We start from the raw sequence: 24,111 nt of genomic DNA, 5'->3' as shown, positions 1-24,111 counted from the left end.
CGTCGACCACGCCGCCGGTCCCGCCCGCCCCGATTCCCGAACCTGTGACCGCGGGCCGTCCCGCCGGGCAGCCCGGCCTGCCGCGCGTCTCGACGGCCGCCGWCGACTGGTTCAGTTCGTCACGACGACTGCGCCTGCACCCCGAGCCCGCCAAACGCAGGCTGCTGCTGCGGATCGGGGCGGCGCTGATCGTGGTCGTCGGGTTGATCGCCTGGATGACGAACCGATCGGGTTCTGACGAACTGGCCGCCGACGCCGACACCTCGCAAACCGCCGCGGGAGCGAGTCAGCCCACGACGACGGTGTCCTCGGCCGAGGCGCAGGCTCGCCTGCTCAAGCTGCTGCCGTCGGGCTATCCCCAGGATGCCTGTACGGCATCCGCGCCGTCGGGCGGGGCCATCGCCGAGGTGACGTGTGGCCGCAACACCGACCCCGGCGGTCCGCCGGCTGCGACCTACACCTTGTTCTCCGACGCCACTGCGCTGCGCCAGAGCTTCGACAACACCGTGCAGGCCACCACCGTCGTCAACTGCCCGGGCCGGATCCAGTCGCCGGGCGCCTGGCATCGCACCGCCACACCGGACAAGACCGCCGGAACACTGCTGTGTGGCATGCGGCAGGGGTCTCCCGTGCTGGTCTGGACCAATGACACCAACCTGGTGATCGGCTCACTGCGGACTGAGCGAAACACGCCCACCCTGGAGCAGTTCTACACCTGGTGGAGTTCGCACTCCTGACCGTCGATCCTGCAGAGGCCAATAAACGCGGCTGTCAAATCCGTTAGGATTTTCGACTTGGAGTCACTGCATCACCCGGCGGTTCAGCGAGGCTCGACGAAGGAGAGGCGAAGCGCCAACCGCCGCAGGAAGCCCGAGATCCAGTCGAACCGAGGAGTCAGCCAATAATGAAGTTCTTCACTACTGCCGTGGCAGCCGCAGGCGCGTTGGCCGCAGCCGGAGCCGTGACCGCCGCAACCGCCAGTGCGGACGTCGGCGACGCCGCCCCCTCGACCCACCCGATCGGCACCCAGGGCACCGTGGAGAACGGCGGTGTCATCCAGGGCTGGACCGTCAGTGACCTGCGGCCCAGCTCCGACGCCATCCCCTACCAGCCGCGCGGCACCCTGTGGGAGGCCACCGCCACCGACGTGGCCATCCAGGGCAACGTCACCCCGGTGATCGCCAACCTCGGCGCGCGCTCAGCGAGCGGTCAGACCTACCCCGCGTTGTTCGGGGTGGCCACCGCGCAGGGCGTGAACCCGGCCAACCTGACGCAAGGCCAGAAGACCACCGGCAAGGTCTACTTCGACGTCACCGGCGACGCGCCCAACAGCGCGGTCTACCAGGGTGCCGGCCAAGACCTGCTGGTCTGGACCCCCGCCGCGCCGACCACACCGGCCGGCGGTTCGTCGGGCCCGGCGGCCACCGGTTCACAGCGGGCCTCCGGTCCGGCGGCCACCGGAACCAAGCCCGGCGCCGAGGGCGCCGCGGCCGCTACCGAGACCACGCCGGCTGCCGCCGGTAGCCAGGGAACCCCGCTGCCCGCGAGCAGCCAGGGCACCCCACTGCCGGCCGAGGCCGGCGGCACTTCCGCCGCGGCCAGCGACTCGGAGGTTCCGGCCGCCACGGGCACCTCGGGGTCACAGACCCAGGCCGGCGCGGGCAGCGCGGAAGCGGCGGCTCCCGCCAGCGGCCCGGCGCCGTCCTCGCAACAGACCCCGGGTACGCCGGCCCAGTCCGAGGCGTCGGCTGCCGCCGGCAGCTCGGGTACGCCGCTCCCCGCGGAGGCGCCCGGCGCGTCGACGACGGAAGCGACCGGCACGGCTGGTACCGCGGGTACCGGTTCGGAAGGCACCACGTCGGCCGGCGCCGGAAACCAGGGCACGCCGATTCCGGCCGCCACCGCCGGTACTCCGGCAGCCAACGGCGCGAACGGCTCGACCACATCGAACTGACCGAAGTTCATCGCCAGTGCGGCCCGGCCTCGCTACCGCGAGCCGGGCCGCACTCGTTCCTGGGTAGCCTGGTCCCCAGCCCGTTACGATTGCAGTACTTGAGTACCAATTTGTCGGCATGCAGCCGATTTGAGGAGACAGTCCCATGAAGTCCATCTCGACCGCCCTGGCCGCGGGAGCACTGGCCGCCGCGGGCGCCCTCAGCATCGGGATCGCCGGCGCGGACCCTGACCCGGCGCCCGCCCCTGTCACCCACCCGATCGGCACCCAGGGCACCGTTCCCGAAGGCCCCGGGGTGCATGGCTGGACGATCACCGATCTGCGCCCCAGCTCGGACGCTATCCCCTACCAGCCCCGCGGCGCCCTGTGGGAGGCCACCGCCACCGACGAGGCGATCCAGGGCACCGTTTTCCCGATCGTCGCCAACCTCAGCGCCCGTTCGGCCAGCGGCCAGAACTACCAGGCTTTGTTCACCGTGCCCACCGCGCAGGGCATCGCTCCGGCCGCCCTGACTCAAGGCCAAAAGACCAGCGGCAAGGTCTATTTCGACGTCACCGGCGACGCCCCGAACACCCTGGTGTACCAAACCGGCGGCGCGGACCTGATTCGCTGGGTGATCCCGGCTCCGCAGGCACCGGCGCCCGCCGGCGGCGCTCAACTCCCGGCGAGCGGTGGCAGCAACCGGGCCCCCGCTGCACCGGCTCGCCCCCCGGCGTCGCGGCCCGCGCAACCCGCACCGTCGGCTCCGCCGTCCGGCAGCTCGGGGACTCCGCTGCCCGAGGGCAGTTCCGGCACACCACTGCCCTGATTCAGCGGCTGCTCACAGCCCGAACTGGTCGTCGATCAGCCCGAGCCAGATCTGGGCCGCGTCAATGGCGACCTTCTCGCTGATGAACGCGTGCTGGGTCCCGGTGTAGATGTCTCGGAATGCTCGCTCGAGGCGGCTGCCTTCGCGGATCGCCGTGGTTCCGGCCGCCAGATGTGCCCACTCGGCGCAGCTTCTGGCGGTATCGGTGGCGTAGACGGCTGCCACCCGCATGTCGGCCCGCAGTAGTGGCGTCAGGTCTTCGCCTGCCGCGACGGCGGTTTCGGCTGTGGTGAAGGCCTCGAGCACCAGCAAGCGAGCGGCCCGCCACGCGGCGACGTGGTGTGCCAGATCCTTCTGAAACGTAGGACGGCTGGCCAACGCCGCCATGTCGCTCATCCGGTACTTGGTGGCTGCCAGCTCGGTCAAGTCGTCGAGCATGCTTTTGGCCACACCGAGCGCCCAGGATGCGTGGCCCGCGGCGGTCACCGGCATCAGGCCCATCCGAGCTGCCGGCGAGGCTCCTCGAAGGGGGGAACGGCAGAACAGTGGAAAGGTCCGGCTCCCTGGTACGAACACGTCCTGGGCGCTGTAGTCGTAGGAGCCGGTTCCCTTGAGCCCCTGGACATGCCAGCCGTCGTTGAAGGAGATCTGCGCACGTGGGAGCACCGCGACCTGCATGTCGGGTATTCCGTCGCTGACCCAGCGCATCTCGCCGTCGTCCATCGGGAGGAAGCCGGCCGCCACATATTGGGAGTGGCCGATACCCGAGCCGAAGCTCCACGATCCGCTCAACCGGTAGCCGCCGTCGACGGCAACGCCCTGGCCGTTGGGGAAGTATTGGCCGCCCAGTGTGACGTGATTGTCGTGGGAAGTGAACACCTCAGCGAAACCGTCGTCGGGCAGGTACGCGGCCGCCGCGAACGACGAGGGCATGTTGGCGATACCAACCCAGCCGAATGAGCCGTCCTGCCATGCCATTTCGATCCAGGTCTCGATCATCTCGGCGAACGACGGCTCGGCGCCGCCGGCGGCGGCGGGATTGAACGCCGACATCAAGCCGGTGCGCCACATCTCGTCGACGATGGGATCGGTCAGCGTGCGACGCTGCTCGGATGCGACGGCCTCGGCCGCCACCAGCTCGCGCATGCCGCGCGCCAGCGCGGCAAGGCCGCCGGGCTTGCTCACCTGCGAAATCTCCCGGCGAATCCGCGCAGCGGCAGGTCCGCACTGGTCAGCAGGCCCGGCGGCGCCGCCACCACCGACTTGATCGCGTTGAGGGCGGGCAATCCGGTCACGGTCATGCCGATCGAGGCGAAGTTGTCCGGGTTGGAAAGGTCCACACCGGGTTTGGGAAAGATCATGTGCTTGTTGTAGACGCACGGATCGCCGGTGACCCGGGTGATGTAGCAGCCCTTGATGTTCCAGTTCGGCTCGGTGAACGGCGTCATCTGCCACTCCAGGTGCGTCTCCACCCGCGGCACGCCGTTGACCATGCCCTGGTACTTGATGTAGTTGCCGCCCAAGGAGCCCTTGGGCAGGGTGTACCAGCCCAGGTCGACGTCCCTTGTGCAGGCGCCCAATTCGTAGCTGAACGTGACCTCGTCGAGAGTCAGGTCGAAGCAGTCCGCCATCATCAACACACTGTCGGCGAACACCCGGGTGAACTTCTCCAGCTTGGCCGGGATCTCCGGATCATCCACCGGCTGGCCGTAGCCCACCTCGATCCAGGTGTCCTTGGAATGGTGGCAGGACACGTCCACCGACTCGATGGTGGTGATGTTCTCGATCTCGGCGACATCGGCCGAACACACCACGCCCAGAATCTGATTGACTCCCGGATTCATCCCGGTGCCGTAGAAGGTCGCACCGCCCTTCGCGCACGCCTCGGCCAGCAGCTGCGTCACCGGCTTGCCCGACGGGTGGGGGTGGTTGGTGTCGCGGTGCCAGCCGGTGATCCAGTCGGCTGTGGTGACGATGTTGATGCCCGCTTCCAGGATCGCGACGTAGAGGTCCTCGTCGGGGAACACCCCGTGAAACGTCAGGACGTCGGGCTTGGCGGCGATGATCTCTTCGACGCTCCCGGTCGCGATGACACCGTTGGGCGCGATCCCGGCCAGCTCGCCGGTGTCTTTGCCGATCTTTTCCGGCGAATAGCAGTGCACGCCCACCAGTTCGAGGTCGTCGCGGGCGGCGAACCGCCGGATCATCTCGGTTCCGACGTTGCCGGTGGCGACCTGGAAGACCCGGATGGGTGCGGCGGTTGTGTTCATGCGGGGGAACCTCTCTGCGCTGTGAGTTCAGCGACCTCAGCGGCACTGCCACCGATGCCGTCGGGATAGAACTGTTTGGCCCACTGCCGAATTGCGGTGAAGCCCTCGTATTCGGCGGTCGCCAGCGCCGGCGGATCCGAGTAGCGCTGATGCGACCAGATGTGGATGTCCTGTTCGAACTGGCGGATGACTTCACGCCCGAAATCGGCCGCCCGGGCCTCGGCCCGCGTCGGGTCGCCGGGTTTATGCGGCGGTCCCGGCTTCGCCTCTCCTCCGTCGGGCCTCGCCGAACCGCCGGACGGTGAGCGGCCGATGTAGACCATGAAGCGGACGTCGGAGGTGGAGTCGTCGACGGGCGTGATCGCCGAGATGGTGCGGTTGTCGATCATCCCCCAGCTCTTGGTAACCGCAATCCCCAAGCCGCCGTTGATGGCTTCCACGCCACTGTTGACGTCCTCGATCTTCTGGCCGTCGTCGCCTTCGAAGGTGATGGTGAAGTCGACGTAGGACACCGGTTCGGCGAAATCGTGCCGGGTGAAGACAGGCACGATGGGGGTCTGGTGCACGTACTTGAAGTGGGCGAAGTCCACCCCGTTCTCCAACACGTACTGCGGGTGCAGCTCAAGTCTCGAGCGGTACAGCCGCTGTTGCGGGTAGTAATCGGCGGCACTGCGATCGTCGAAGCTGGCGAAGACATCCGGTGCGTCGAAGAACGGCGCGCGCCCCTGCGCGTCGTTCCAGATGTAGACCGACTCGTTGCGTTCGGTGACCGGATAGGTGGTGATCCGTCGGCCGCGGTTGGGCTTGTCCTGGTATGGGATGCAGACGTTGCGGCCCTGGGAGTTCCACTGCCAGCCGTGGAACGGGCATTGCAGAACCTCGCCGTGAACGGTGCCGCCGAATCCCAGGTGCGCGCCGAGGTGTTCGCAGTAGGCGTTCATCACGGTGAGCTGACCCGACTCAGCCCGCCAGGCCACCATCTCCCGGCCGAAGTACTTCATGGTGTGAACATCGCCGATGCCGATCTCGTCGGACCAGGCGACTTGAAACCAGCCTGTCGGGTTCATCGACAACGGCGGTTTGGCCATGTCAACGTGTCCTCTCTGTGGTCTCCGAGCGGGCCGACTGTCGCAGCATAGTGCGCCTCGAAGAAGAATCATAGTGGGCACTATGTAAACGTTGTTAGGATTCCCCGGATGGCTCAATCAGAGACGCGGCGCAGCAATAAGCGGGGGCTGGCAACCCGCGAGGCGATGCTGGACGCCGCGGTGCGCTCGCTGGCCACCGGGGACCCCGGCGCGGTGTCGGCCAGCCGGATCGCCAAGGAGAGCGGCGCCACCTGGGGCGCGGTGCAGTATCAGTTCGGCGACGTCGACGGGTTCTGGGCAGCGGTGTTGCACCGCACCGCCGAACGCCGCGACGCCGCGATCTCGGCGTTCGGCAGCGTGAAATCGGATGCGCCGCTGCGGGAACGGGTCGCGGCCATCATCGACACGCTCTACGACGGGCTGGCGTCACCGGATTCACGCGCCATCGAGAACCTGCGCGCCGCACTCCCCCGCGACCACCGTGAATTGGAACGGCTCTACCCGCGCACCGCAGCCGAGTTGCACTCCTGGGGTAAGAGCTGGCTGACGACGTGCCATGCGGCCTTCGCCGATCTCGGCGTCGACCCCCAGCGGGTGCGGGAGGTGGCCGCGCTCATCCCGGGTGCCATGCGCGGGTTGGTCTCCGAGCGCCAACTGGGCTCCTATGCCGACCTGGACGAGGCCCGCCGCGGCCTGACCAATGCGCTGGCGGCGTATCTCGAGCAGTCCCGGCCCGGCTGAAATCGGGGGCTGCGCAAATCGGGCGGCCACGCAAGGATGTGATGGTGTTTGGTCTCGTCGTTGTTGTCACACTTGTCGCCACCGTGCTCGGCGGCACGATTGTGGGCAAGCGGTATCGCGTCGGCCCCCCGGTGTTGCTCATCCTGCTCGGCGGCATGCTGGGCCTGATTCCCAGCTTCGGCGAAACCCAGCTCGACGGGGAGATCGTGTTGCTGCTGTTCCTGCCGGCAATCCTGTACTGGGAGAGCATGAACACCAGCTTCCGGGAGATCCGGGCGAACCTGCGGGTAATCGTGCTCATCAGTGTCGGCCTGGTGATTGCGACCGCGGTGGCGGTGTCCTGGACGGCACGATCGCTGGGCATGGAACAACATGCGGCGTCGGTTCTGGGCGCCGTGCTCTCGCCCACCGATGCCGCCGCGGTAGCCGGGCTGGCGAAGAAACTGCCCCGCCGGCCGCTGACCGTGCTGCGCGCCGAAAGCATCATCAACGACGGCACCGCGCTGGTGCTGTTCGCGGTGACGGTCGCGGTCGCCACCGGCAGCCCCGCGATCGGCCCCGTCGACCTGGTGGGCCGATTCGTCGGCTCGTACCTCGGCGGTATCGCGGCCGGACTGCTGGTGGGTGCGGCGGTCACCCTGCTGCGCCGCCGCATCGACGCGCCGCTCGAGGAAGGCGCCCTGAGCCTGTTGACGCCGTTCGCGGCGTTCCTGCTCGCCCAGACTTTTCACTGCAGCGGCGTCGTCGCGGTGCTGGTGTCGGCACTGGTGCTGTCCTACGTCGGCCCGCGAGTGATCGGAGCTCGTTCGCGGCTGCAGGCATTCGCTTTCTGGGACATGGCGACGTTTCTGATCAATGGCTCACTGTGGGTGTTCGTCGGCGTCCAGATTCCCGGTGCGGTGCACGGGATCGAAAATGTCGGCGACGGCATTCCGCATGCCACGGTGCTGGCCCTCGCTGTCACCGGTGTCGTCATCGTGACAAGAATCGCCTGGTCGGAAATCACCAGCATGCTCGTGCGCACCCTGGACCGGCGTGCCGTGCAGCGCGCCCGTCGGGTGGACTGGCGCCAGCGCGCGGTATCGAGTTGGGCGGGCTTCCGTGGCGCGGTCTCCCTGGCCGCCGCGCTGGCCGTCCCGTTGACCACCCACGCGGGCACCCCCTTTCCGGATCGCAACCTGATCATCTACGTGGTCACCTTCGTCATCCTGGTGACAGTGCTGGTCCAGGGAAGCACCCTGCCCGCCGTCGTTCGATGGGCGCGGATGCCCGAGGACACAGCGCACGCCGAGGAGTTGCAGCTGGCGCGGACCCGAGCTGCCGAGGCCGCCCTGACAGCGTTGCCGCGGGTGACCGACGAACTCGACGTCGACCCGGATCTGGCGGCTCGGCTGCTCAAGGAGTACCAGGATCAGGCCGAGCTGGTGGCGGTGGCCGATCAGCCCAACGCGGCCACCGAACGTGACGACATGGCGCGCCGGGTGCACCTGAGGGTCCTTGAGCACAAGCGCGGTGCCGTCACCGAGCTGCGCGACCGAAATCAGATCGACGACATCGTGTTACGCGAGCTGCAGGCGGAAATGGACCTGGAGGAAGTGCGCCTACTGGGGCCGGCCGACGCCGAATAGCTACCGGAGAAGTCGATGTACACAGTCTGCCGACATCGATCCCGGTCGGTGGCGACAGGGTGGCCGCGGACCACTACTATCCACTCCGTGAGCGATTCCTCGGCCCGACGACTGCGACTCGCAAGTTCAGGCACTGTACTGGCGGCCGTCTTGCTGACCGCTCCCGTTGTCATTCCCGCGGGAACACCCGGTGCGGTCGCACCGGCCGGCGCGGCCTGCCCCGACGTCGAAGTGGTGTTCGCCCGTGGGCGTCTGGAATCGCCCGGGGCCGGCGCGGTCGGCAACGCCTTCGTCAGCGCGCTGCGCTCCAAGACCTCCAAATACGTCAGCTTGTATGCGGTGAACTACCCCGCTGACAATGAGATCGACCGGGGCGCCAACGACATGAGCGCCCACATCCAGAACACCATCAACGGATGTCCCAACACCCGCATCGTGGCCGGGGGATACTCGCTGGGCGCGGCCGTCACCGACGTCGTGCTCGCGGTCCCCTTCTCGGCGTTCGGCTTCACCAATCCCCTGCCACCGGGCGCCGACGAGCACATCGCCGCGGTGGCCCTCTTCGGCAACGGCAGCCAATGGGTCGGACCCATCACGAACTTCAACCCGATCTACAACGATCGGACCATCGAGCAGTGCCACGGCGCCGACCCGATCTGCAACCCGGCCGACCCGAACACCTGGGAAGAGAACTGGCCGCAACACCTGGCCAGCGCCTACATCTCGTCAGGCATGGTCAACCAAGCAGCTGACTTCGTCGCCGGAAAGCTGTAGCCGCTCTGCGCTGACCGCCGCCGTCAGCCCTTCGAGAGTTCGGCGGCCTTGCGGCCCAGGCCACGAAATCCCGCGCAGGGCTCCTTGGCTCCGATCGCGAACGGCAGCGCCTTCCACCGAAACCGCATCCTGCCGCGAAATCCCATGGAGTCTGGCGGCGGTTCTACCGCCGACTTCGCCAGGTCCAGATAGTACGTCGACGTTTGGCCCAGGCCTTCGAAGTCGTGCACCAGTGGTGTGCACACCGCCCGAACCGGTTCGTCAAGCCGCTGCGCGATGGCATCGGTCATCAAGACGTATTCCGGAACCGGCACCAGGTTCTTGAGCATCCGGTGCACCAGGATGACGTCGACGCCGGCAAGTTCGGTGTGGCGCTTGACCTTCTGCTCGGCCACCTCGCCCTCGTGCGCGACGAACTTCAGCGAGAGATTCATCAGCTGCTCGCAGCTTTCGCAGTGACAGTTGCGGCCATTCTCGATAAGGGCCCGACGATTCAGGAAGGCCTGGTGCATCCGCGACAACCGCTCGCTGACCAAGACCTGGGCATCGCCGTTGGGCGCCCAGAAAAAGGCGGCGTCGCCCTCCAGCTTCGCCAGCTTCATGCCCTTGGCGGCGTCGATGACTGATTCCAGCAGCGTGGCCACTGCCAGCTGGGCATGCACCAGATGGGTCCGGTTCCAGTTCATGTAGGCGGTGTATCCGCCGATGTCGGCAATGACGAGCACCGCGCGCCGGATGGCCATGAGCTCAACAGTCTAGTCCGGGTAGCTATCCGTAACCACGTTTCACCAGATGCCGTGCGCCGGCCTCCATGGCAGCTGGGCCGGCCACCTCGAAGCCGAATGCGTTGGCCAACCGATCGGTGATGTTGAAGGCCAGGCCGACCGCCAGTGCGTCTTTGACCTGCCCGGGTGTGACGCCGGCTGCCAGCACGGCACGTACGTCGTCGGCGTCGACGCGGTGCCGGCGTGTCAGTTTGTCGAGCAGGCGAAGGGTGGCCCGCAGCTCTTCGGGGATCGGGGCGGTGTCCAGATCGGCGAGGGTGGCGGCCGCGGTCTCGTCGTCGTAGCAGATGTTGGAGGTGGCCGTGTGCGCGGCGACGCAGAACGGGCAGTCGTTGGCCTTCGAGACGTAGGCGGCCATCAGTTCCCGCTCCCCGATGGTCCACGCCGATGGCCCGCGCATCGCCTCGTTGGTCAGGGGCCCACCGCCGTAGAAGTCCGGGCGATAGAAAGCGAGCTTGACGGCGTCGACCACGGGCTGGCGTGAGATCAGCCGAATGATTCCCAGCAGGGCCTTGGTGCGCAACCGGTGGCCGCGATCGAGGATGGCCAGCCTCATGGCGCTCCGCGGTCCGCGGTGGCATCGGCGAGCGCTTCCAGCGCGCTGGCGTACTGCCGGGTGGCCTGGCCGACCGCGGCGCACACCGCGATCTCGAAGATCTGGTCTTCGCTCAGACCTGCGGCTCCGACCGCGGCAACGTCCTCGTCGGTCACCTCGTAGGAGCGCAGGGTCACCTTGTCGACCAGGGTGCTGAGCGGTTCCTCGAGTCCGGCGTTGTCGTAAGCCGCTCGGCGCAATTCGAGGGGCGCTGTCCCGCCCCGACCCAGAACGCGGCCGAGCAGCGCTTGATGCAGTTCGGTGATGTCGGACATGACGTTTCGTGGACCTCCTCCCCCGCGCAGGGCCACATCGGTTGGTCACTGCCGTCCATTGTGCGACCGCAGGGCCCTTTCGGTCCAGATCAGTGCGACAGATCCGCCGGCGGGGTGTCGACGAGGCCGGCATCGGGTGCTCCCGACATGCGCAGCAGACCGCGCACAACGCGGATGACCAGCAGCCAGGAGCGCGGGGCACGCAAGTTGATGCCAGCGATCAGCTGTTTGACCATGGACAGCGTGTCGAAGTAGATACGCTCGATCGCCAGGTTCTCCTGCTCGTCGAAGACGAAGTAGGCGGTCATCCGGGTGCGGTGGCGTGATCCGGTGGCCGGAACCGTGCCTAAGGGTCCCAGATGTGTTCCGGTCAGCCAGAATTCGACGATCACTGCGTCGGCACTGTGACGCAGTGCGATGATCTCGTGGTTCTGGTCCGGGAATGCCACTCGGGTGTCGTGGTAGTAGCCGCGCACTTCCGCGTCGCCGTCGTGCACGGTCAGCGTCGGGATGATCTCGTAGTGGGGGTGGCCGAACGTGGCGAGCACGTCGTCCCAGTGCTGACGTACTTCGTCCCGAAAATGGTCGAGTACCAGCTGCTCACGGGCGCGCAAGACCTCGATGGACGGGATGGCGTAGCGGTTGGTCACGGTGTCCCCCTCATGGAGTCAGACGTTGTCCTGCACGCGCTCCTCTTACTCGTGGCTCGCCTGCCGATACTGCCGCAACTCGGCGCGCACCGCCGCATCGAATGCCCGGTCCAGACTGGCGTGCGCCGCCCGTCGGGCCACCCTGCGCATGGCGTTGACCAGGTCGGCAGCCCAGGCGAGTTCGTCGTCATTGGCCGGTAACCACCCGGGCCCGCGCTGGCGGACCACCTCGGCATGTCCGCTGCGGGTCAGAAGTCCGGCCGCATCGTCCAACTTCTGGTCGACGGCAATCACGGTCTCCAGCATCACCGCCAAGGGCATCCCCCGCGACATCAGCGTGGCGAGATCATCGATCTGATCGGTGTCGGTCACCCGGTAGACGTCGTCGGTGTCGGTCGGCTCGATGACTCCACTGGCGGTCAGGCGCCGCAACAAGGGGGCGTCCAACTGGCCCAGCCGCGCCTCCAATTGTTCGCGCGTCATCGTCCTCGACACCGGACGCGACCATGGCGCAGTCACCAACTCTCCCAGATCAGCCAGATCCAGGACCTCGACCAAAGCCTCACCACGCTGCAATCCGGTCAGGAACTTTAGGATGTGTTTGACCGTGAATCCCTCGCCGAGCAAACGGATGATCGCCTGCAACTGCTTGAGGTGCCGGTCGGTGTAGATCGCCACCCGGCCGCGGCGCTGGGGCCGGGGCAGCAGGCCGCTTTCCTGGTACACCCGGACGTTGCGAGTGGTGGTCCCAGCCTGTCTCGCAAGATCGTCGATCCGGTACTCGGTCACTACCACATCCTAGGCAGTCAGGACCGGGTCGCTGCGGGTCTTCTCGGCGGTGATCTTGAAGTCTTCCAGCTCCAGCGTCTTGAGTTGGTTGACGAATTGCGTGGCGAAGCCCGGGAACATGGTGGCGTTGAAACCGTCCTCGGTCAGATACCAGCTCTGGCATCCGGAATTCCACGTGGTGGTCTTCAGGCGCCGCTGGATGTCCTGGTTGTAGCGGTCCTGCACCTCGGGCCGCACGTCGAGCGACTTCCATTGGTACTGCAGTAGTTTCGAGATCGCGCCGACGATATAGTCGATCTGCGCCTCCATGTAGACCAGAGCCGAGCTGTGGCCGGGTCCGGAGTTCGGCCCGAAGGTGAAGAACAGGTTCGGATAACCCGATACCGCGACACTACGGTAGGCGTAGGCACCCCTGCTCCACTCCGAAGCCAGGTCACGGCCATCGATTCCGGTGATCGGAATCGGGGTGCCGGTTTTGGACACCTCGAATCCGGTGGCGAACACGATGGCGTCGAACTGGTGCTCGATGCCTTCGACGGTGCGAATCCCCTGGGGCGACAACCGAGCGATGGGCCAGGTGACCAGCTTGCAGTTGTCCTTCTGCAGCGCTGGATAGTAGTCACTGGTCATCAGCAGGCGCTTGCAGCCGGCGGAGAAGTCCGGTGTGAGCTGTCGGCGCAGCCACGGATCCTTCACCTGCGCGCGCAGGTTCGCCAGGCTCAAGGCCTCCACGAGCCGGGTGAACGGGCTGTCCCACACCACGCCGACCGCAACAGACTCATGGCCCCAGAACCAGGCGGACCGCATCAGCTTCTCGGCCAGCGGCACATCCTTGTAGATCTTCTTCAGCCAGCCACTGGTCGCTGTGTTGAGCCGCGGCAGCACCCATCCCGGGGTGCGCTGGAACACCTTGACCGACTCCGCCACCTTGACCAGTTCGGGGATGATCTGCACCCCGCTGGCGCCGGTGCCGACCACGGCCACCTTCTTGCCGGTGAAGTCGTAGTCGTGATCCCAGCGGGCGCTGTGGATCGTGTGCCCCTCGTAGTCCGCCAGGCCGGGGATATTCGGGAAGCTGGCGTTAGCCAGTGGCCCGGAGGCGAGGATGACGGACTTGGCCCGCACGGCTTCCCGGCCATCCAGGTCGATGGTCCACTCACCGGCGTCCGCGTCGTAGCTGATCCCGGAGACGTCGTGTTCGAACCGGATATACGGCGCGATCCCGAAGGATTCGACCATGGTGTCGATATAGCCGAGGATCTCCGCGCTGCCCGAGTAGGTGTGCGACCAGTCGGGGTTGGGAGCGAAGCTGTAGGAGTACAACCGCGACGGGATGTCGCAGGCCGCACCCGGGTAGGTGTTGTCGCGCCAGGTCCCACCGACCCGCGTACCGCGTTCGAGGAGGACGAAGTCGGTGATTCCCTGGTCTTTGAGGCGAATGGCGGCACCGATGCCGGCGAAGCCGGCGCCGATGATGGCTGTTGAGATAGTCACAGTGATCGTTCCTCTTACTTACGCGACCGGCTCGTAGGTCAGTTCCTGCGACCAGGTGGGGGTGTTGTGCACCAGCGCGGGCGGGATGATGCCGGTGATCCTGACCAGGGAATCGGCCAGCCAGTGGTACTTCGAGCTGCGGTCGATAACCTTCTTGCCGTGCCAGGAGATCAACTGATACATCGGCACCCGGCGCGCGAAAGAGCTTCGTTCGCCGACGCTTTGGAAGCGTCGCATGGCCTGGTAGAGGCGTTCCTCGTTGACGCCCATCGCCACGATGTTGTCGCGCATCTTGTTCAGCAGCGGGAAGTAGCTCAAGGTGCCGAGCAGCAGCGCGGGGTTCATCCAGCTGCCCACCAACTCGACGGCCAGCTTCCGAATGCCGGCGTGGCCCAGGATGTCCATCACCTCGAAGTCGACCGCCAGGTGACGCGACTCGTCTGAGTTGATCCGCTTGAAAACCTCTTGAGCCACCGGGTCTTTGACCTCGTCGGTGATGAACTTGATCAGCGCGCCGTCCAGGGCCACTTCCAGCATGGGGATGACGGTGCCCAGGATCGACAGCGACATGCTGTCGGAGAACTTGTCCAGCCAGGTGATCACCAACTGGACGTTGACGCTCGGAGCCGGAATTTCGTCGTCGTCCAGCATCCCCCACCGTCGCATCAACGCGAGCTCGGCGTTGGCGTGCTTCTGCTCCTCGGCGTGGAAGTGCTCGTAGATGCTCTTCAGGGTCGGGGTGGGAGCCTTCTTGGCGAGCGCCGCAAAGCCCCGGGCGCCGACGTTCTCGATCCACATCAGGTCGGTCATGAAGGGCTTGAGCTTGGCCCACAGCTCCGGCTCGATCAGCTCGGCTCCGGGGGCGTCCCAATCGATGTCGACCAAGGCCCACTGCTTGTCCTTGATCTTCTGCAGCATGTCGTCGAGGTTCATCGCCATGATCAGTTCTTTCCTTTCACAAGACGGTCATTCGCAGGTCAGTTCCGGGGAAGGAGGCGCGCAAGCAGCCGCCGCGAGCTCGTCGGATCGCTGGTCGGCGTAGACACCGGCGATGAAGGCCGCCACGCGGCGCAACGCGGGCTTTGCCTCCGGGGCCAGCCGCGGCAGCGCCTGGAAGACATGCACCATCCCCGGCCATACCTCCAAGGTGGAAGCTCCGCCGTTTCGGCGTATCTCGGTGTCCAGGTGGCGCGCGTCGGCGCTGAGGATCTCGAAGCCACCTACCTGGGTGAACACCGGCGGCAGCCGATCCGCCCGGGCGAAGTCGAGCCGGAGGCGCACATGGTCGGGGTCTTGGCCCCGCACGTAGAGCTCCACCAGCCGGCGCGCCGAGGCCGCCGACACCGCGGGGTCACGCCGCACCTTCTCCTGCTGCTCGGCGAGCTTGAGCGTGAGGTCGATCAACGGCGAGAACAGCACGACCCCGGCCGGTTGAAACCCCGGCTCATCGGCATGTGCGAGCAACATGTCGCAGCTCAGGTGGCCGCCTGCGGAGTCCGCACCGATCACGACCTCGGCGGCGGCATACCCCTGAGCCAGCAACCACCGGTAGCCGGCTTCGACATCGTCGGCGGCCGCCGGGAACGGGTTCTCGGGAGCCAAGCGGTAGTCCACGGAGAACATCGGCAGGCCGGTTGCCTCCGAGAGCCTGGCGACCAGCTTGCGGTGGGTCCGCGTCGAGCACAACACGTATCCGCTGCCGTGCACGTAGTACCCCGCCCGCCGGCCGAACTCGACTCCGGGGCCGAGCACCCATTCGCCGCGCACCCCTGCCTCGCGCACCGGAATGACCCGGGTGCCGGCCGGCGTAGAGCCGAGAGTTCCCATGATGGTGGCGATCAGACCGCGCGCGAACGCGATACCCGGTCGATTCATTGGAATCATGTTGTTCAGAACGTGCAACGTCCAGCGCGTGGACGTGCCGGCCACCACGGCGCGCATCGACGCGCGCGTGGGCACCGGCGGCAGGGGCAAACCATCGGGTTTCGTCACGCCACATACAACACCAACTATTGTGCCATTTGTCAATGGCACGATTGGCGATGTAGGCGTAGCGGCCGGAGTCAGGAGACCGTGACCGGGCCCAACAGCTCGGGCACTTCGGCCTGGTACGGCGGCAGGCTCGGTATGGCCGGCCTGAGTTGGGTCGACGGGGCCGGCGGAGGCGTGGATCCCATACTCCAGTTGCCGTCGTTGCCGGCGGTGTAGGCCAGCCAGACCCGGTCGACACCGGCTTGGGCCTTGGCTGCCTTGAGCAGTTCGTTCTGATACCCGGTGCGGGGTACCGCGAATGCGCCCTGCCCGACGCATGCCAGGGCACCACCGGCGAACTGGCCGGCGCCGGAACTGATGCGCCAGCCGTCAGGAGCCTGGCAGGCGTAGTGCAGGAACTGGCCGCAGGCCTCCGCCTGGAAGCGACCGTCGCCATTATGCACGGCGCATTGCTGGGTGGGGCTGGACAGCGGCTGACCGTAGGACCAGCTCCAGGCGAAGCCCGCCAACTGGTCGGCCTGTGGGTCCACAAAGTTCGGGCCGGGCGCGTTGGCACCGCATTTCATCATCTCGTGGATATCGGCGGACGTCATCGGCTGGGCGTTGCCGCCGCCGGCGAGCACATCGACCAGCGTGCTGGAGTCGAAGAACCGCGTGTAGGAACTTTCGTACTGCGCTCTGCTGAAGTAACAGTCCGGGTACTGCACGGTGACCGGCCTGCCCTTCTCCGCCACATTGCTGTCGTTGAACCCGAGCGCGTCCCACGCCGCATTCCGGCCACACCCGCTGTTGGTGAAGAGCAACACCTGCTTGCCGCTCGCCAGGATCTGGGCCATGGTGACGCCCAGCGGGATCGGCTGGGTGTCGCAGGATGAGCCGGGCTGCACCTGAGAGGGGCGGAACAACAGGTCACGCGCGGAGGTATTGCCCAGCGTGCTCTCGATGACCGCAGCCCCGGCAGGCAGCGACTTGGTGGTGTCATCGACCGGGTCGTCGAGCCGATTCTCGATGTAGAGGACCACCACCTGGTCGGGGTGCGCATCCAGCCAGCGCCTGATCTGCTGCAAGCCCGAGACCGCGGGCTGTTCGAAGGTGCAGCCCAGGTGGTTGTCGAAGCCGTGACACAGAATGGGTGCGTAGCCGCCGGGGGCGCCCAGGCTCGGATACCAGTGCAGGTCGAGCTCAAGGAACCTCATGTCCAAGTCGAGTTGATCGACCAATGAATAGAGCTGGTCGGGGTCCATGCCCGACAACGTCGGCGGCACGTTGGCATTGGTGTAGTTGAAAGAGTTATGGGTGGCGGGGATCTGGGCCTCCCCCAGCGGCAGCGTCATGCTCAGCCGGTACTGCTGTACCAGCGCCTTGTGGACCGGACCGGCCAGGTAGTTCTGCACCGACCGCTGGCCGATGGGGCTGCCGTTGCGCAGCGCGCAATAGTCGATCGGGCCATTGATCACCCGACACTGGCTGGCCACCAGTTGCGCCGCTGCGTCGAGCGTCTTACAGGTCGCCGCCAGCTGCCCGGTGGCGACATCGAAGCAGGCGCTGATCAGCCCGTGCTTGTTCCCGCCGAACCAGCTGCACGCCTCGACGGAACCGACTGTGCTGCAAGCGTTCACGATCGGGTTCGTGACATCGCCGATCGCCTTGCACACCGGGGTGAAGGCCGGACCCAAGTCGGTACAGGCGGTAGCCAGCGACGGCGGAGCGGAGGACGGGGACATCACGGTGATACCGACGGTGGCCGGCGTCGAGACCGTCACGCCGTCGGTGGTGGCGTAGCTGAAGGCGTCGGTGCCGACGAAGCCGTTGGCCGGGGTATAGGTGAAGGTAGCGCCCGTGATCGTCGCCGTGCCGTTCGCGGGAGGGCTGACGATGGCGAACTGCGTGGCCGGGTTCGCCGGAACGGCAACCAGTCCGGCGCTGACCGGACTGGCGGTGGTGGTCACCGCCACCACGTTCTGCGGCTCCGCGCTGGCCGCCGACGCCAGTCCGGGAAGTCCCACCGCGGTCCCCGCCCAAGCGATGAGCACCGACAACACGGCGAGGATCGCCGTCCAGCGCAGGCGGCGCGTTGCGGTGGTGGTAGCGGCCGGCCACCGGAAGTGGCGCCGAGAACGCTCAATTGCCGCCCCAAAGACCACCGACCAAACTCCTTATTCGGTTACGACACCGACTCGCTCTCGGAACACTCAGGCAACTTCCGTAACAATGGGCAACAGAAATCACACCGGCAACACGACACGATCACAGATCGGGCTCAATGAATTCTTCGGCTTAACTTGGCTTGCGCTCACTCAAAGGAGCGCGCCGTTCCCTCCGGCGCGAACGCCGACTGGCTCAGAAGTCCAGAAGTAGAGCGCTCGGCTCGACCACGTCCCCCAGGTCGAAGTCGCCGAGGTCCGGCGGCGGCGAACCATCGATCGGCGAGTACGAAGCACCGATCGACTCGGCGACAGCGCGCGGCAGATAGTTCACCAGGGCATCGACGAAACCCGTTTGGTCAACGTCTTCGAAGGGCTCCAGAATGCCGGCCAGGCCCGGCGCGTCACTGTTGAGATAGGCGTTGAGGAGATCGGCCGGTGCGCCGATCAAGCCGAAGAGTGCGCCGGTGATATCGCCGGCCGCCAGATCATCGACGAAGTTGCGGGCGAGCGTCTCGAATTCGACGACCACGGCCTGCAGTGAGCTGAGTGCGGCAAGCCCGACCGGCACCTGCACCGCGTGCAGCGTGGCCATTGCCGCGTTCACGATGTTCCCGACGATGTCGATGGGGATCGCCACCAGGCGGTCCACCAGCCCCAGGACCGGAAAGGCACTGATCACGATGATGATCGCCTGCCCCAACGCCTCGGTGATATCACCCGACGAGATGGCGCTGAACAGGGTGTCGAGCTGGTCGGGCAGGTTGATCAACCCGTCGACGAAGGACTGGGCGGTGGCCCCGAACGCCTCGAACGTGCGTTGCGCGTAGTCGAACCAGTTGGTGGCCAGTTGGACGACTGTGGGCAGCGGGTCCTCCAGCCAGTGCGCGCCGATGGTGCCCAGGTTGTTGAAGGTGTTGGTGACCAGGTCGATATAGGGGTCGAATGGACTGGCCGTCAGCTCGACTACGCGCGCGACGACGTCAGAGGGCGGCGCCGCCACTGGCGGCGCGATCAAGGTGCTCGCGGCCAGTGCTGCGATGCCGACGGCAATCCGGGGTTGGCTGACTGATCCCACAACACTCATTTCATGACTGGAGCCACTACGGTAACTCTGGGCACGCTGGTCAACGGTATAAACGGGCGTTTTGCGATTGCCACGTGCCAGCCAGGCCGCCTCTGGAGCGCCGGGTGCATCCGCAGCTGGGGGCACGTACCGCCGGCGGCCGAGCCCGCACCGGATACCGGGCAGCGAGCGGATCCGCACCGGTCAGTTTTCCTGTCGCCGAGTACCCAAGAAAGGACATAAGTCTTTTTATTCCCGACCTGCGGCTCCTTTAATGCATCAGCCGACGGGACATCGGCTATTTCATTCAGGGAATGTTTCAGATCCGAATACGAAAATTGACACGGCTTGCAATAATCCTGTGAGTTGCCAACTGACGGCACGGCGTACGGCCCGACATCTGCTGGGGGCATGTCGGAGACGTAATCGCCTGCCGCGCAAACAGCTTGGCGACCACCACCAGTGATCGCTCCGAACGAGGGGATTCGATGAAGAAAATCATCTTGGGCGTTGCATTTTGTGGCGCTGCGCTGGCGTTCGCCGGTGCGGCCAACGCCGCCAACGACAACCAGTACGACTTCCTCTACGGCTCAAGCGATGCGCTTATTCTCGGGCCGACCGGCATCGCGACACCGAGTGTCGGCTACATCAACAGCGCGGTGGACCGGTATCTCGATCCGCTGGGATACGACGGCACTCCCGCAACGACGTTGCCGCTGACCCTCCCCAACACCTGGGAATTCTTCCAGAGCGTCCCGGCGGGCCAGGCCGTCCTCGTCGACGCGATTCTTGCCGACTACGCCGCCGGCGAGATGGGCTGCGACGCTTCCGGCGTGTGCAGCGACCCGCTGACCATTTTCACCTACTCGCAGAGCAGCCTGGTCGCCGCCTATGCCCAGCAGGAACTCTCCGACGCCGGCGTGCCCACCGATGCCTTACGTTTCGTGATGCTCGGCGCCAACCCCGCCCCCGTCCCCACCGACCTCTACCCCACCGAAGTGTTCAACATCCAGGGCGACATCTACACGAATCCGCTGGGCCAAAGTTGGATAGACCTGCTGTTCGGTGGCACAAGTTGGCAGGACCTGCTGTACGGGCTACTAGTCCATAACGCCTACCTCGGATTGACGGCAGACCAGATCGACTCGGCCACCTCGGTCGTCGACGGGATGACCACCTTCAACGAGATCCCAGCACTGGACACCGGCGAATTGTGGCAAGCGCTGTTCACTTCGTTCTTTGGCTTGTGACGCCTAGGGGAGGAGTTGAGCCGGGCGGAACTCGGCTCAACTCCCTCACCCGCGGAGCGTCAAGGATCAACCGAAGCCGCTGTCAAGCATCAGCCGAAACACCTCAACCGACGCCCGAAGCCATACACCTCTGAAGTAGGGCGGGCGGGGCTCGAACCCGCGACCAATGGATTATGAGTCCACGGCTCTAACCAACTGAGCTACCGCCCCTGATACGCATGTGCGCGGGAACCATCGTGCCATGCCGCACCAGCGGCGTCTCCATGCACCGTGGCCCCCGATCCACGCCGTGACGATGTATCCGTCGACGACTTCGTCTCCCCTGCCTGTCCCGCTGATCGCGGACGCCTCCTGCCGATTGGCGTTGCGTCCCGGCCACAGGATCAGCACCGCCGGCCGACGTGACATCCGGCCGATCGACCTCCTTAATCATAGTATTATTGCAATATATGCATGATTACGGTAGCGTCGCCGCCATGAACACGACAGCGCATCAGACCCACTCCCACAGCGAACACACCCACGGCGCCGACTGCGGGCACGAGGCAATCCAGCACGGCGACCACGTGGACTACCTGCACGATGGTCACCGTCACGCCGCGCACGGTGACCACTACGACGAGCACTGATCACTAACCAACCAGCAAGCGGCACAGGCGTGTCCGCAACGTGGGCAACCGACCGCACGCAACCGATGGGGAAGGCTCCGCAACAGCGGGGCCTTCCTCATCAGCAAGCGGGGAACGCTGGCTAAGTGCCGCTGTCCGGCTCTTCGGAAGGACGAGGCAGATCCATGCCGGCCAAGCGGACCGGGTCCGCGATCGACACGATGCCCACCAGCCGACCATCTCGCACCGTGCACGCCATCAAGGCCAGCGGCCGGCCCGTCGGCCCCCAGCCCAAAATCCCGGGTTCGCCGTTGACCAGGACACGACGCGCGGTGAAGCGCGCCCCCTGACCTCGACGGACGGCCTCCACCACCGCACTGGCCCCAGTGGTCACGCTCACCCCGCGCACCGTGTGCCGACGCCAGCTGACCTCGGGGTCGAGCACCCGCAGCAGCGCCTCGAAGTCCCCTCCTTGCGCGGCCGCCAGAAACGCATCCACGACCTGGCGCTGCGCACGCCGATCCCCTGCCGGCGTCGGGACGTCCTGGACCTTGCGGCGAGCCCGGCTGGCCAACATCTTCGCGGCATCAGCCGATCTCCCCACGATCGGGCCGATCTCGGCGAACGGCACCGCGAACATGTCGTGCAGCACGAACGCCAGCCGTTCGTCGGGGCGCAGCGACCCCAGCACCACCAGCAGCGCCAATCCGACTGAATCCGACAGCACCGCCGCATCTTCGGGAGTGTCGCGGTCATCGGTCACGACGAGGTCGGGAAACTCCTGATCGATCGAGGCTTCGGGCCGCGCCGCACGCGACCGCAGGGTGTCGATGCAGATCCGGCCGATCACCGTCGTCAACCACCCCGACAGGTTGTCGATCGCATCGACGTCCTGGCGAGCCAACCGCAGCCAGGCCTCCTGGACCGCATCTTCGGCGTCCGCCCCCGAGCCCAGCACTCGATACGCCAACGCCCGCAGGCGATGACGCTGCTGATCGAAGGCCTGTGCCAGCTGCGTCTCGGTCGTCATCGGTTACCTCTCGAGGTGTCGGTCCGTCATAGGTAATGACGAACCGCACCCGACCGAGGTAACCACGAACACAAAGGAGCGCGCCATGAACACCACGCTGTGGATCATCGCCTGCGTCGCCGCCGCCGCATATGCCATCGGCGGCGCCACCCTGCTACTGCTGCCCCGGGCGCGGTACCGCGCGTTGGGCGCGAATCAGCACTGGGTCGACGACTTCGCCGACGGCCACCTCAAGGCGATCGGAACGATCAAGCTGCTCGGCGCGATCGGCCTGATCCTGCCGGCAGCTGTCGGAGTGGCACCACTGCTGGCGCCCCTGGCCGCCACCGGTCTGATGCTGTTCATGGCGGGCGCGGCCACCACCAGGTTCCGCCGCAGCGAGTGGATCGCCATGGCCGGCGACGTCATCTTCATCGCGATGTTCGCGTTCCTGGCCTGGGGCCGATTCGCGCTGCACCCGTTCGCCTGAACCCACCGGGCACCAGCATCGGCACCTGGCGGCGATACTGCCGGTATTCCTCGCCGAGCGCGGCCACCAGGTCTCGCTCCTCCAGCTGCACCGCGACCAGGATGAAGCACGTGGCCGCGACCGCGAACAACAGGTGACCGGCAGTCATGGTGGGCGTGGCCCAGAACGCGATCACGAACCCCACCATCAGCGGGTGGCGCACCACCCGGTACAGCGCGCGGGCGTGAAAACCGACATGGGAGTATGGCCGTTCCCGCCATGCGAGGTAGACCTGGCGCAGTCCGAACAGGTCCACGTGACTGATCATGAATGTCGACGCCAGGGCTATCACCCAGCCGATCCAGAACAGTCCCCACAGCACCGTGCGCTCCGCGGGCATCGTCAGATTCCAGACGGTTGTCGGGATCGGCCGCCACTGCCAATACAGCAGGACCAGAACCAGATTCGACGCCAGAACATAGGTGCTGCGTTCGATGCTCTCGGGCACCAACCGGGTCAACCACCGCTTGAATGCCGGGCGCGCCATCACGCTGTGCTGCACCGCGAACAGGGCCACCAGCGCGACATCGATGACAACCGCCCACCCGAGCGGCGCGGGCGGGCCGTGGTCGACGCTGCGCGGCACGACGAAGTTGCCGAGAAAGCCAACCAGATACAGGAAGACAGCGATGAAACCGAGATAGTTGAGTGCCCCGTAGGCCAGGGCGAGATAACGGGGCATGGCGCCCTCCCGAGTTTGCCGACGCCGCCATCGTAGTCCCCCGAACCCGCAGGTCACCATAGGTTTCGTCGGGCAAGTGACCGACCGTTAGCAAGGTCGGCTTACTATCCCAGGATGACCGCGGAAACCTTCGTCACCCACGCGCCCGGCGACGTCCGGATCATCGCCGACCGGCACGGTGACCGCGCCGCGCGCGCCGTGGTGTTCCTGCACGGCGGCGGTCAGACCCGCCGATCCTGGGGGCGGGCGGCCGCGGCGGTGGCCGAGCGCGGCTGGCAGGCGGTCACCGTCGACCTGCGCGGCCACGGCGAGTCGGATTGGGCACGCGAGGGCGACTACCGGTTGGTCAGCTTCGCCGCCGACGTTCACCAGGTGCTGCGCACCCTGCCGCCGGACCCGGTGCTGGTCGGCGCCTCGCTGGGCGGATGCACCGCGATGCTGCTCGGCGGCGAACTGGCGCCGGGCGCGGCCAGTGCGGTGGTCCTGGTCGACATCGTGCCCAACATGGACGCCTCAGGCGCGCAGCGCGTGCAGGCGTTCATGGCCGAGAACATGGAGTCCGGCTTCGACTCTCTCGACGAGGTCGCCGACGCGATCGCCGCCTACAATCCGCACCGGCCCCGCCCCGCCGACCTCAATGGGCTCACTACCAACCTGCGCCGGCGCGGCGACCGCTGGTACTGGCACTGGGACCCGCAGTTCATCAGCGGCCCCGAGCACCAGGGACCGATGGAGATCCACGATGTCGAGCGGCTCAACGCCGCGGTGCAGACCATTCTCGACGGCGGCGTGCCGATGCTGCTCGTCCGCGGCCAGCTCAGCGACCTGGTCAGCGCCGCCAACGCCGAGGAGTTCCTAGCCCGGTTCCCGCAGGTGGAGTTCGTCGACGTTGCCGGGGCCGGTCACATGGTCGCCGGAGATCGCAACGACATCTTCGCCGACGCCATCCTGGCCTTCTTGGCGCAGCACTCCGCCTGAAC

25 protein-coding genes and 1 tRNA gene are annotated in these 24,111 nt (G+C 66.4%); 10 read left to right on the top strand and 16 right to left on the bottom strand.

What is annotated here, in order from left to right; genetic code table 11:
* The 3 genes from EJK91_RS12320 to EJK91_RS12310 form a co-directional block, all read left to right on the top strand.
* Positions 1-737: hypothetical protein (locus EJK91_RS12320; protein ID WP_206430414.1), on the top strand; the 737-nt coding region annotated here is incomplete at its 5' end.
* Between the two features lie 167 nt (positions 738-904).
* On the top strand, positions 905-1,954 hold the full coding sequence (locus EJK91_RS12315) for an MPT63 family protein (RefSeq protein WP_052739840.1): 1,050 nt from the start codon (positions 905-907) through the stop codon (positions 1,952-1,954).
* A gap of 145 nt (positions 1,955-2,099) precedes the next feature.
* On the top strand, positions 2,100-2,762 hold the full coding sequence (locus tag EJK91_RS12310) for an MPT63 family protein (RefSeq protein ID WP_125079059.1): 663 nt from the start codon (positions 2,100-2,102) through the stop codon (positions 2,760-2,762).
* 12 nt (positions 2,763-2,774) lie between these two features.
* Here the strand turns inward: EJK91_RS12310 and EJK91_RS12305 are convergent, their stop codons facing one another.
* The 3 genes from EJK91_RS12305 to EJK91_RS12295 are packed head-to-tail and all read right to left on the bottom strand — an operon-like array spanning position 2,775 to position 6,120.
* A complete protein-coding gene (locus EJK91_RS12305) occupies positions 2,775-3,908 on the bottom strand; it encodes an acyl-CoA dehydrogenase family protein (RefSeq protein ID WP_125079066.1) in 1,134 nt (377 codons plus the stop codon).
* 35 nt (positions 3,909-3,943) lie between these two features.
* The gene (locus tag EJK91_RS12300; RefSeq protein ID WP_024440617.1) at positions 3,944-5,032 is read right to left on the bottom strand and encodes an NAD(P)H-dependent amine dehydrogenase family protein; all 1,089 of its coding nucleotides are present in this window, start codon (positions 5,030-5,032) and stop codon (positions 3,944-3,946) included.
* Positions 5,029-6,120, bottom strand: a complete 1,092-nt coding sequence (locus EJK91_RS12295; protein ID WP_125079058.1) for a Rieske 2Fe-2S domain-containing protein — start codon at positions 6,118-6,120, stop codon at positions 5,029-5,031. The genes EJK91_RS12300 and EJK91_RS12295 overlap by 4 nt, the downstream gene beginning before the upstream one ends.
* Positions 6,121-6,228: 108 nt before the next feature.
* Here EJK91_RS12295 and EJK91_RS12290 point away from each other — a divergent pair, with 108 nt between their 5' ends.
* The 3 genes from EJK91_RS12290 to EJK91_RS12280 all read left to right on the top strand — a co-directional run bounded on the left by EJK91_RS12290 (position 6,229) and on the right by EJK91_RS12280 (position 9,263).
* Positions 6,229-6,861: a TetR/AcrR family transcriptional regulator gene (locus tag EJK91_RS12290; protein ID WP_051190153.1), complete on the top strand. Its 633-nt coding sequence runs from the start codon at positions 6,229-6,231 to the stop codon at positions 6,859-6,861.
* Positions 6,862-6,905: 44 nt separating this feature from the next.
* A complete protein-coding gene (locus EJK91_RS12285; RefSeq protein ID WP_024440620.1) occupies positions 6,906-8,489 on the top strand; it encodes a Na+/H+ antiporter in 1,584 nt (527 codons plus the stop codon).
* Positions 8,490-8,576: 87 nt separating this feature from the next.
* On the top strand, positions 8,577-9,263 hold the full coding sequence (locus tag EJK91_RS12280; RefSeq protein WP_046300173.1) for a cutinase family protein: 687 nt from the start codon (positions 8,577-8,579) through the stop codon (positions 9,261-9,263).
* Between the two features lie 23 nt (positions 9,264-9,286).
* Here the strand turns inward: EJK91_RS12280 and EJK91_RS12275 are convergent, their stop codons facing one another.
* The 10 genes from EJK91_RS12275 to EJK91_RS12230 form a co-directional block, all read right to left on the bottom strand.
* Positions 9,287-10,006: a DUF2652 domain-containing protein gene (locus EJK91_RS12275; protein ID WP_024440622.1), complete on the bottom strand. Its 720-nt coding sequence runs from the start codon at positions 10,004-10,006 to the stop codon at positions 9,287-9,289.
* Between the two features lie 25 nt (positions 10,007-10,031).
* Positions 10,032-10,604, bottom strand: coding sequence for a carboxymuconolactone decarboxylase family protein (locus tag EJK91_RS12270; protein WP_125079056.1), 573 nt, complete (start codon positions 10,602-10,604; stop codon positions 10,032-10,034).
* Positions 10,601-10,918 carry a hypothetical protein gene (locus EJK91_RS12265; RefSeq protein WP_024440624.1) on the bottom strand — a complete coding sequence of 106 codons (318 nt, stop codon included), beginning with the start codon at positions 10,916-10,918 and terminating at the stop codon, positions 10,601-10,603. The genes EJK91_RS12270 and EJK91_RS12265 overlap by 4 nt, the downstream gene beginning before the upstream one ends.
* A gap of 89 nt (positions 10,919-11,007) precedes the next feature.
* Positions 11,008-11,568: an ester cyclase gene (locus EJK91_RS12260; protein WP_024440625.1), complete on the bottom strand. Its 561-nt coding sequence runs from the start codon at positions 11,566-11,568 to the stop codon at positions 11,008-11,010.
* Between the two features lie 45 nt (positions 11,569-11,613).
* Positions 11,614-12,357 carry a MerR family transcriptional regulator gene (locus EJK91_RS12255; protein ID WP_036457049.1) on the bottom strand — a complete coding sequence of 248 codons (744 nt, stop codon included), beginning with the start codon at positions 12,355-12,357 and terminating at the stop codon, positions 11,614-11,616.
* Between the two features lie 9 nt (positions 12,358-12,366).
* Entirely contained in the window at positions 12,367-13,851 is a 1,485-nt protein-coding gene (locus tag EJK91_RS12250) for a flavin-containing monooxygenase (protein WP_125079055.1), read from the bottom strand.
* 18 nt (positions 13,852-13,869) lie between these two features.
* Positions 13,870-14,790 (bottom strand): reductase, encoded by a 921-nt coding sequence (locus EJK91_RS12245; protein ID WP_024440627.1) that lies wholly within the window; start codon positions 14,788-14,790, stop codon positions 13,870-13,872.
* Between the two features lie 27 nt (positions 14,791-14,817).
* Positions 14,818-15,792 (bottom strand): alpha/beta hydrolase, encoded by a 975-nt coding sequence (locus EJK91_RS12240; protein ID WP_046300181.1) that lies wholly within the window; start codon positions 15,790-15,792, stop codon positions 14,818-14,820.
* A gap of 122 nt (positions 15,793-15,914) precedes the next feature.
* The gene (locus EJK91_RS12235; protein WP_125079054.1) at positions 15,915-17,987 is read right to left on the bottom strand and encodes an Ig-like domain-containing protein; all 2,073 of its coding nucleotides are present in this window, start codon (positions 17,985-17,987) and stop codon (positions 15,915-15,917) included.
* 196 nt (positions 17,988-18,183) lie between these two features.
* Positions 18,184-19,074 (bottom strand): hypothetical protein, encoded by an 891-nt coding sequence (locus EJK91_RS12230; RefSeq protein ID WP_125079053.1) that lies wholly within the window; start codon positions 19,072-19,074, stop codon positions 18,184-18,186.
* 467 nt (positions 19,075-19,541) lie between these two features.
* Here EJK91_RS12230 and EJK91_RS12225 point away from each other — a divergent pair, with 467 nt between their 5' ends.
* Positions 19,542-20,303 carry a PE-PPE domain-containing protein gene (locus EJK91_RS12225; protein WP_046300167.1) on the top strand — a complete coding sequence of 254 codons (762 nt, stop codon included), beginning with the start codon at positions 19,542-19,544 and terminating at the stop codon, positions 20,301-20,303.
* 136 nt (positions 20,304-20,439) lie between these two features.
* Here EJK91_RS12225 and EJK91_RS12220 read toward each other — a convergent pair.
* Positions 20,440-20,513 (bottom strand) — tRNA-Ile (locus EJK91_RS12220).
* A gap of 266 nt (positions 20,514-20,779) precedes the next feature.
* On the opposite strand from EJK91_RS12220, the gene EJK91_RS12215 reads away from it, so the two are divergent.
* Positions 20,780-20,932: a hypothetical protein gene (locus EJK91_RS12215; RefSeq protein ID WP_036457137.1), complete on the top strand. Its 153-nt coding sequence runs from the start codon at positions 20,780-20,782 to the stop codon at positions 20,930-20,932.
* Positions 20,933-21,053: 121 nt separating this feature from the next.
* Here the strand turns inward: EJK91_RS12215 and EJK91_RS12210 are convergent, their stop codons facing one another.
* Positions 21,054-21,941 carry a sigma-70 family RNA polymerase sigma factor gene (locus EJK91_RS12210; RefSeq protein WP_024440632.1) on the bottom strand — a complete coding sequence of 296 codons (888 nt, stop codon included), beginning with the start codon at positions 21,939-21,941 and terminating at the stop codon, positions 21,054-21,056.
* Between the two features lie 85 nt (positions 21,942-22,026).
* Here EJK91_RS12210 and EJK91_RS12205 point away from each other — a divergent pair, with 85 nt between their 5' ends.
* Positions 22,027-22,410 (top strand): DoxX family protein, encoded by a 384-nt coding sequence (locus EJK91_RS12205; RefSeq protein ID WP_024440633.1) that lies wholly within the window; start codon positions 22,027-22,029, stop codon positions 22,408-22,410.
* Here the strand turns inward: EJK91_RS12205 and mddA are convergent.
* On the bottom strand, positions 22,352-23,131 hold the full coding sequence (gene mddA / locus EJK91_RS12200) for a methanethiol S-methyltransferase (RefSeq protein ID WP_125079052.1): 780 nt from the start codon (positions 23,129-23,131) through the stop codon (positions 22,352-22,354). The genes EJK91_RS12205 and mddA overlap by 59 nt on opposite strands.
* Positions 23,132-23,245: 114 nt before the next feature.
* Here mddA and EJK91_RS12195 point away from each other — a divergent pair, with 114 nt between their 5' ends.
* Positions 23,246-24,109, top strand: coding sequence for an alpha/beta fold hydrolase (locus EJK91_RS12195; RefSeq protein WP_125079051.1), 864 nt, complete (start codon positions 23,246-23,248; stop codon positions 24,107-24,109).
* The last annotated feature ends 2 nt before the right edge of the window (positions 24,110-24,111 follow it).

It is taken from the genome of Mycobacterium sp. P7213 (genome assembly GCF_900604305.1).
Classification (GTDB): domain Bacteria; phylum Actinomycetota; class Actinomycetes; order Mycobacteriales; family Mycobacteriaceae; genus Mycobacterium.
The sequence above is the reverse complement of the archived record's forward strand: the minus strand, read 5'-3'. Positions and strand labels throughout refer to the sequence as shown.

Excerpts from the sequence above, each read along its gene's own strand:
- EJK91_RS12310 (WP_125079059.1), top strand. The coding sequence starts at position 2,100 with ATGAAGTCCATCTCGACCGCCCTGGCCGCGGGAGCACTGGCCGCCGCG.
- EJK91_RS12315 (WP_052739840.1), top strand. The coding sequence starts at position 905 with ATGAAGTTCTTCACTACTGCCGTGGCAGCCGCAGGCGCGTTGGCCGCA.
- EJK91_RS12270 (WP_125079056.1), bottom strand. The coding sequence starts at position 10,604 with ATGAGGCTGGCCATCCTCGATCGCGGCCACCGGTTGCGCACCAAGGCC.
- EJK91_RS12265 (WP_024440624.1), bottom strand. The coding sequence starts at position 10,918 with ATGTCCGACATCACCGAACTGCATCAAGCGCTGCTCGGCCGCGTTCTG.
- EJK91_RS12215 (WP_036457137.1), top strand. The coding sequence starts at position 20,780 with ATGAACACGACAGCGCATCAGACCCACTCCCACAGCGAACACACCCAC.
- EJK91_RS12205 (WP_024440633.1), top strand. The coding sequence starts at position 22,027 with ATGAACACCACGCTGTGGATCATCGCCTGCGTCGCCGCCGCCGCATAT.
- EJK91_RS12240 (WP_046300181.1), bottom strand. The coding sequence starts at position 15,792 with ATGCGCGCCGTGGTGGCCGGCACGTCCACGCGCTGGACGTTGCACGTT.
- EJK91_RS12230 (WP_125079053.1), bottom strand. The coding sequence starts at position 19,074 with ATGAGTGTTGTGGGATCAGTCAGCCAACCCCGGATTGCCGTCGGCATC.
- mddA (WP_125079052.1), bottom strand. The coding sequence starts at position 23,131 with ATGCCCCGTTATCTCGCCCTGGCCTACGGGGCACTCAACTATCTCGGT.
- EJK91_RS12305 (WP_125079066.1), bottom strand. The coding sequence starts at position 3,908 with ATGCGCGAGCTGGTGGCGGCCGAGGCCGTCGCATCCGAGCAGCGTCGC.
- EJK91_RS12210 (WP_024440632.1), bottom strand. The coding sequence starts at position 21,941 with ATGACGACCGAGACGCAGCTGGCACAGGCCTTCGATCAGCAGCGTCAT.
- EJK91_RS12300 (WP_024440617.1), bottom strand. The coding sequence starts at position 5,032 with ATGAACACAACCGCCGCACCCATCCGGGTCTTCCAGGTCGCCACCGGC.
- EJK91_RS12295 (WP_125079058.1), bottom strand. The coding sequence starts at position 6,120 with ATGGCCAAACCGCCGTTGTCGATGAACCCGACAGGCTGGTTTCAAGTC.
- EJK91_RS12225 (WP_046300167.1), top strand. The coding sequence starts at position 19,542 with ATGAAGAAAATCATCTTGGGCGTTGCATTTTGTGGCGCTGCGCTGGCG.
- EJK91_RS12290 (WP_051190153.1), top strand. The coding sequence starts at position 6,229 with ATGGCTCAATCAGAGACGCGGCGCAGCAATAAGCGGGGGCTGGCAACC.
- EJK91_RS12195 (WP_125079051.1), top strand. The coding sequence starts at position 23,246 with ATGACCGCGGAAACCTTCGTCACCCACGCGCCCGGCGACGTCCGGATC.
- EJK91_RS12275 (WP_024440622.1), bottom strand. The coding sequence starts at position 10,006 with ATGGCCATCCGGCGCGCGGTGCTCGTCATTGCCGACATCGGCGGATAC.
- EJK91_RS12245 (WP_024440627.1), bottom strand. The coding sequence starts at position 14,790 with ATGGCGATGAACCTCGACGACATGCTGCAGAAGATCAAGGACAAGCAG.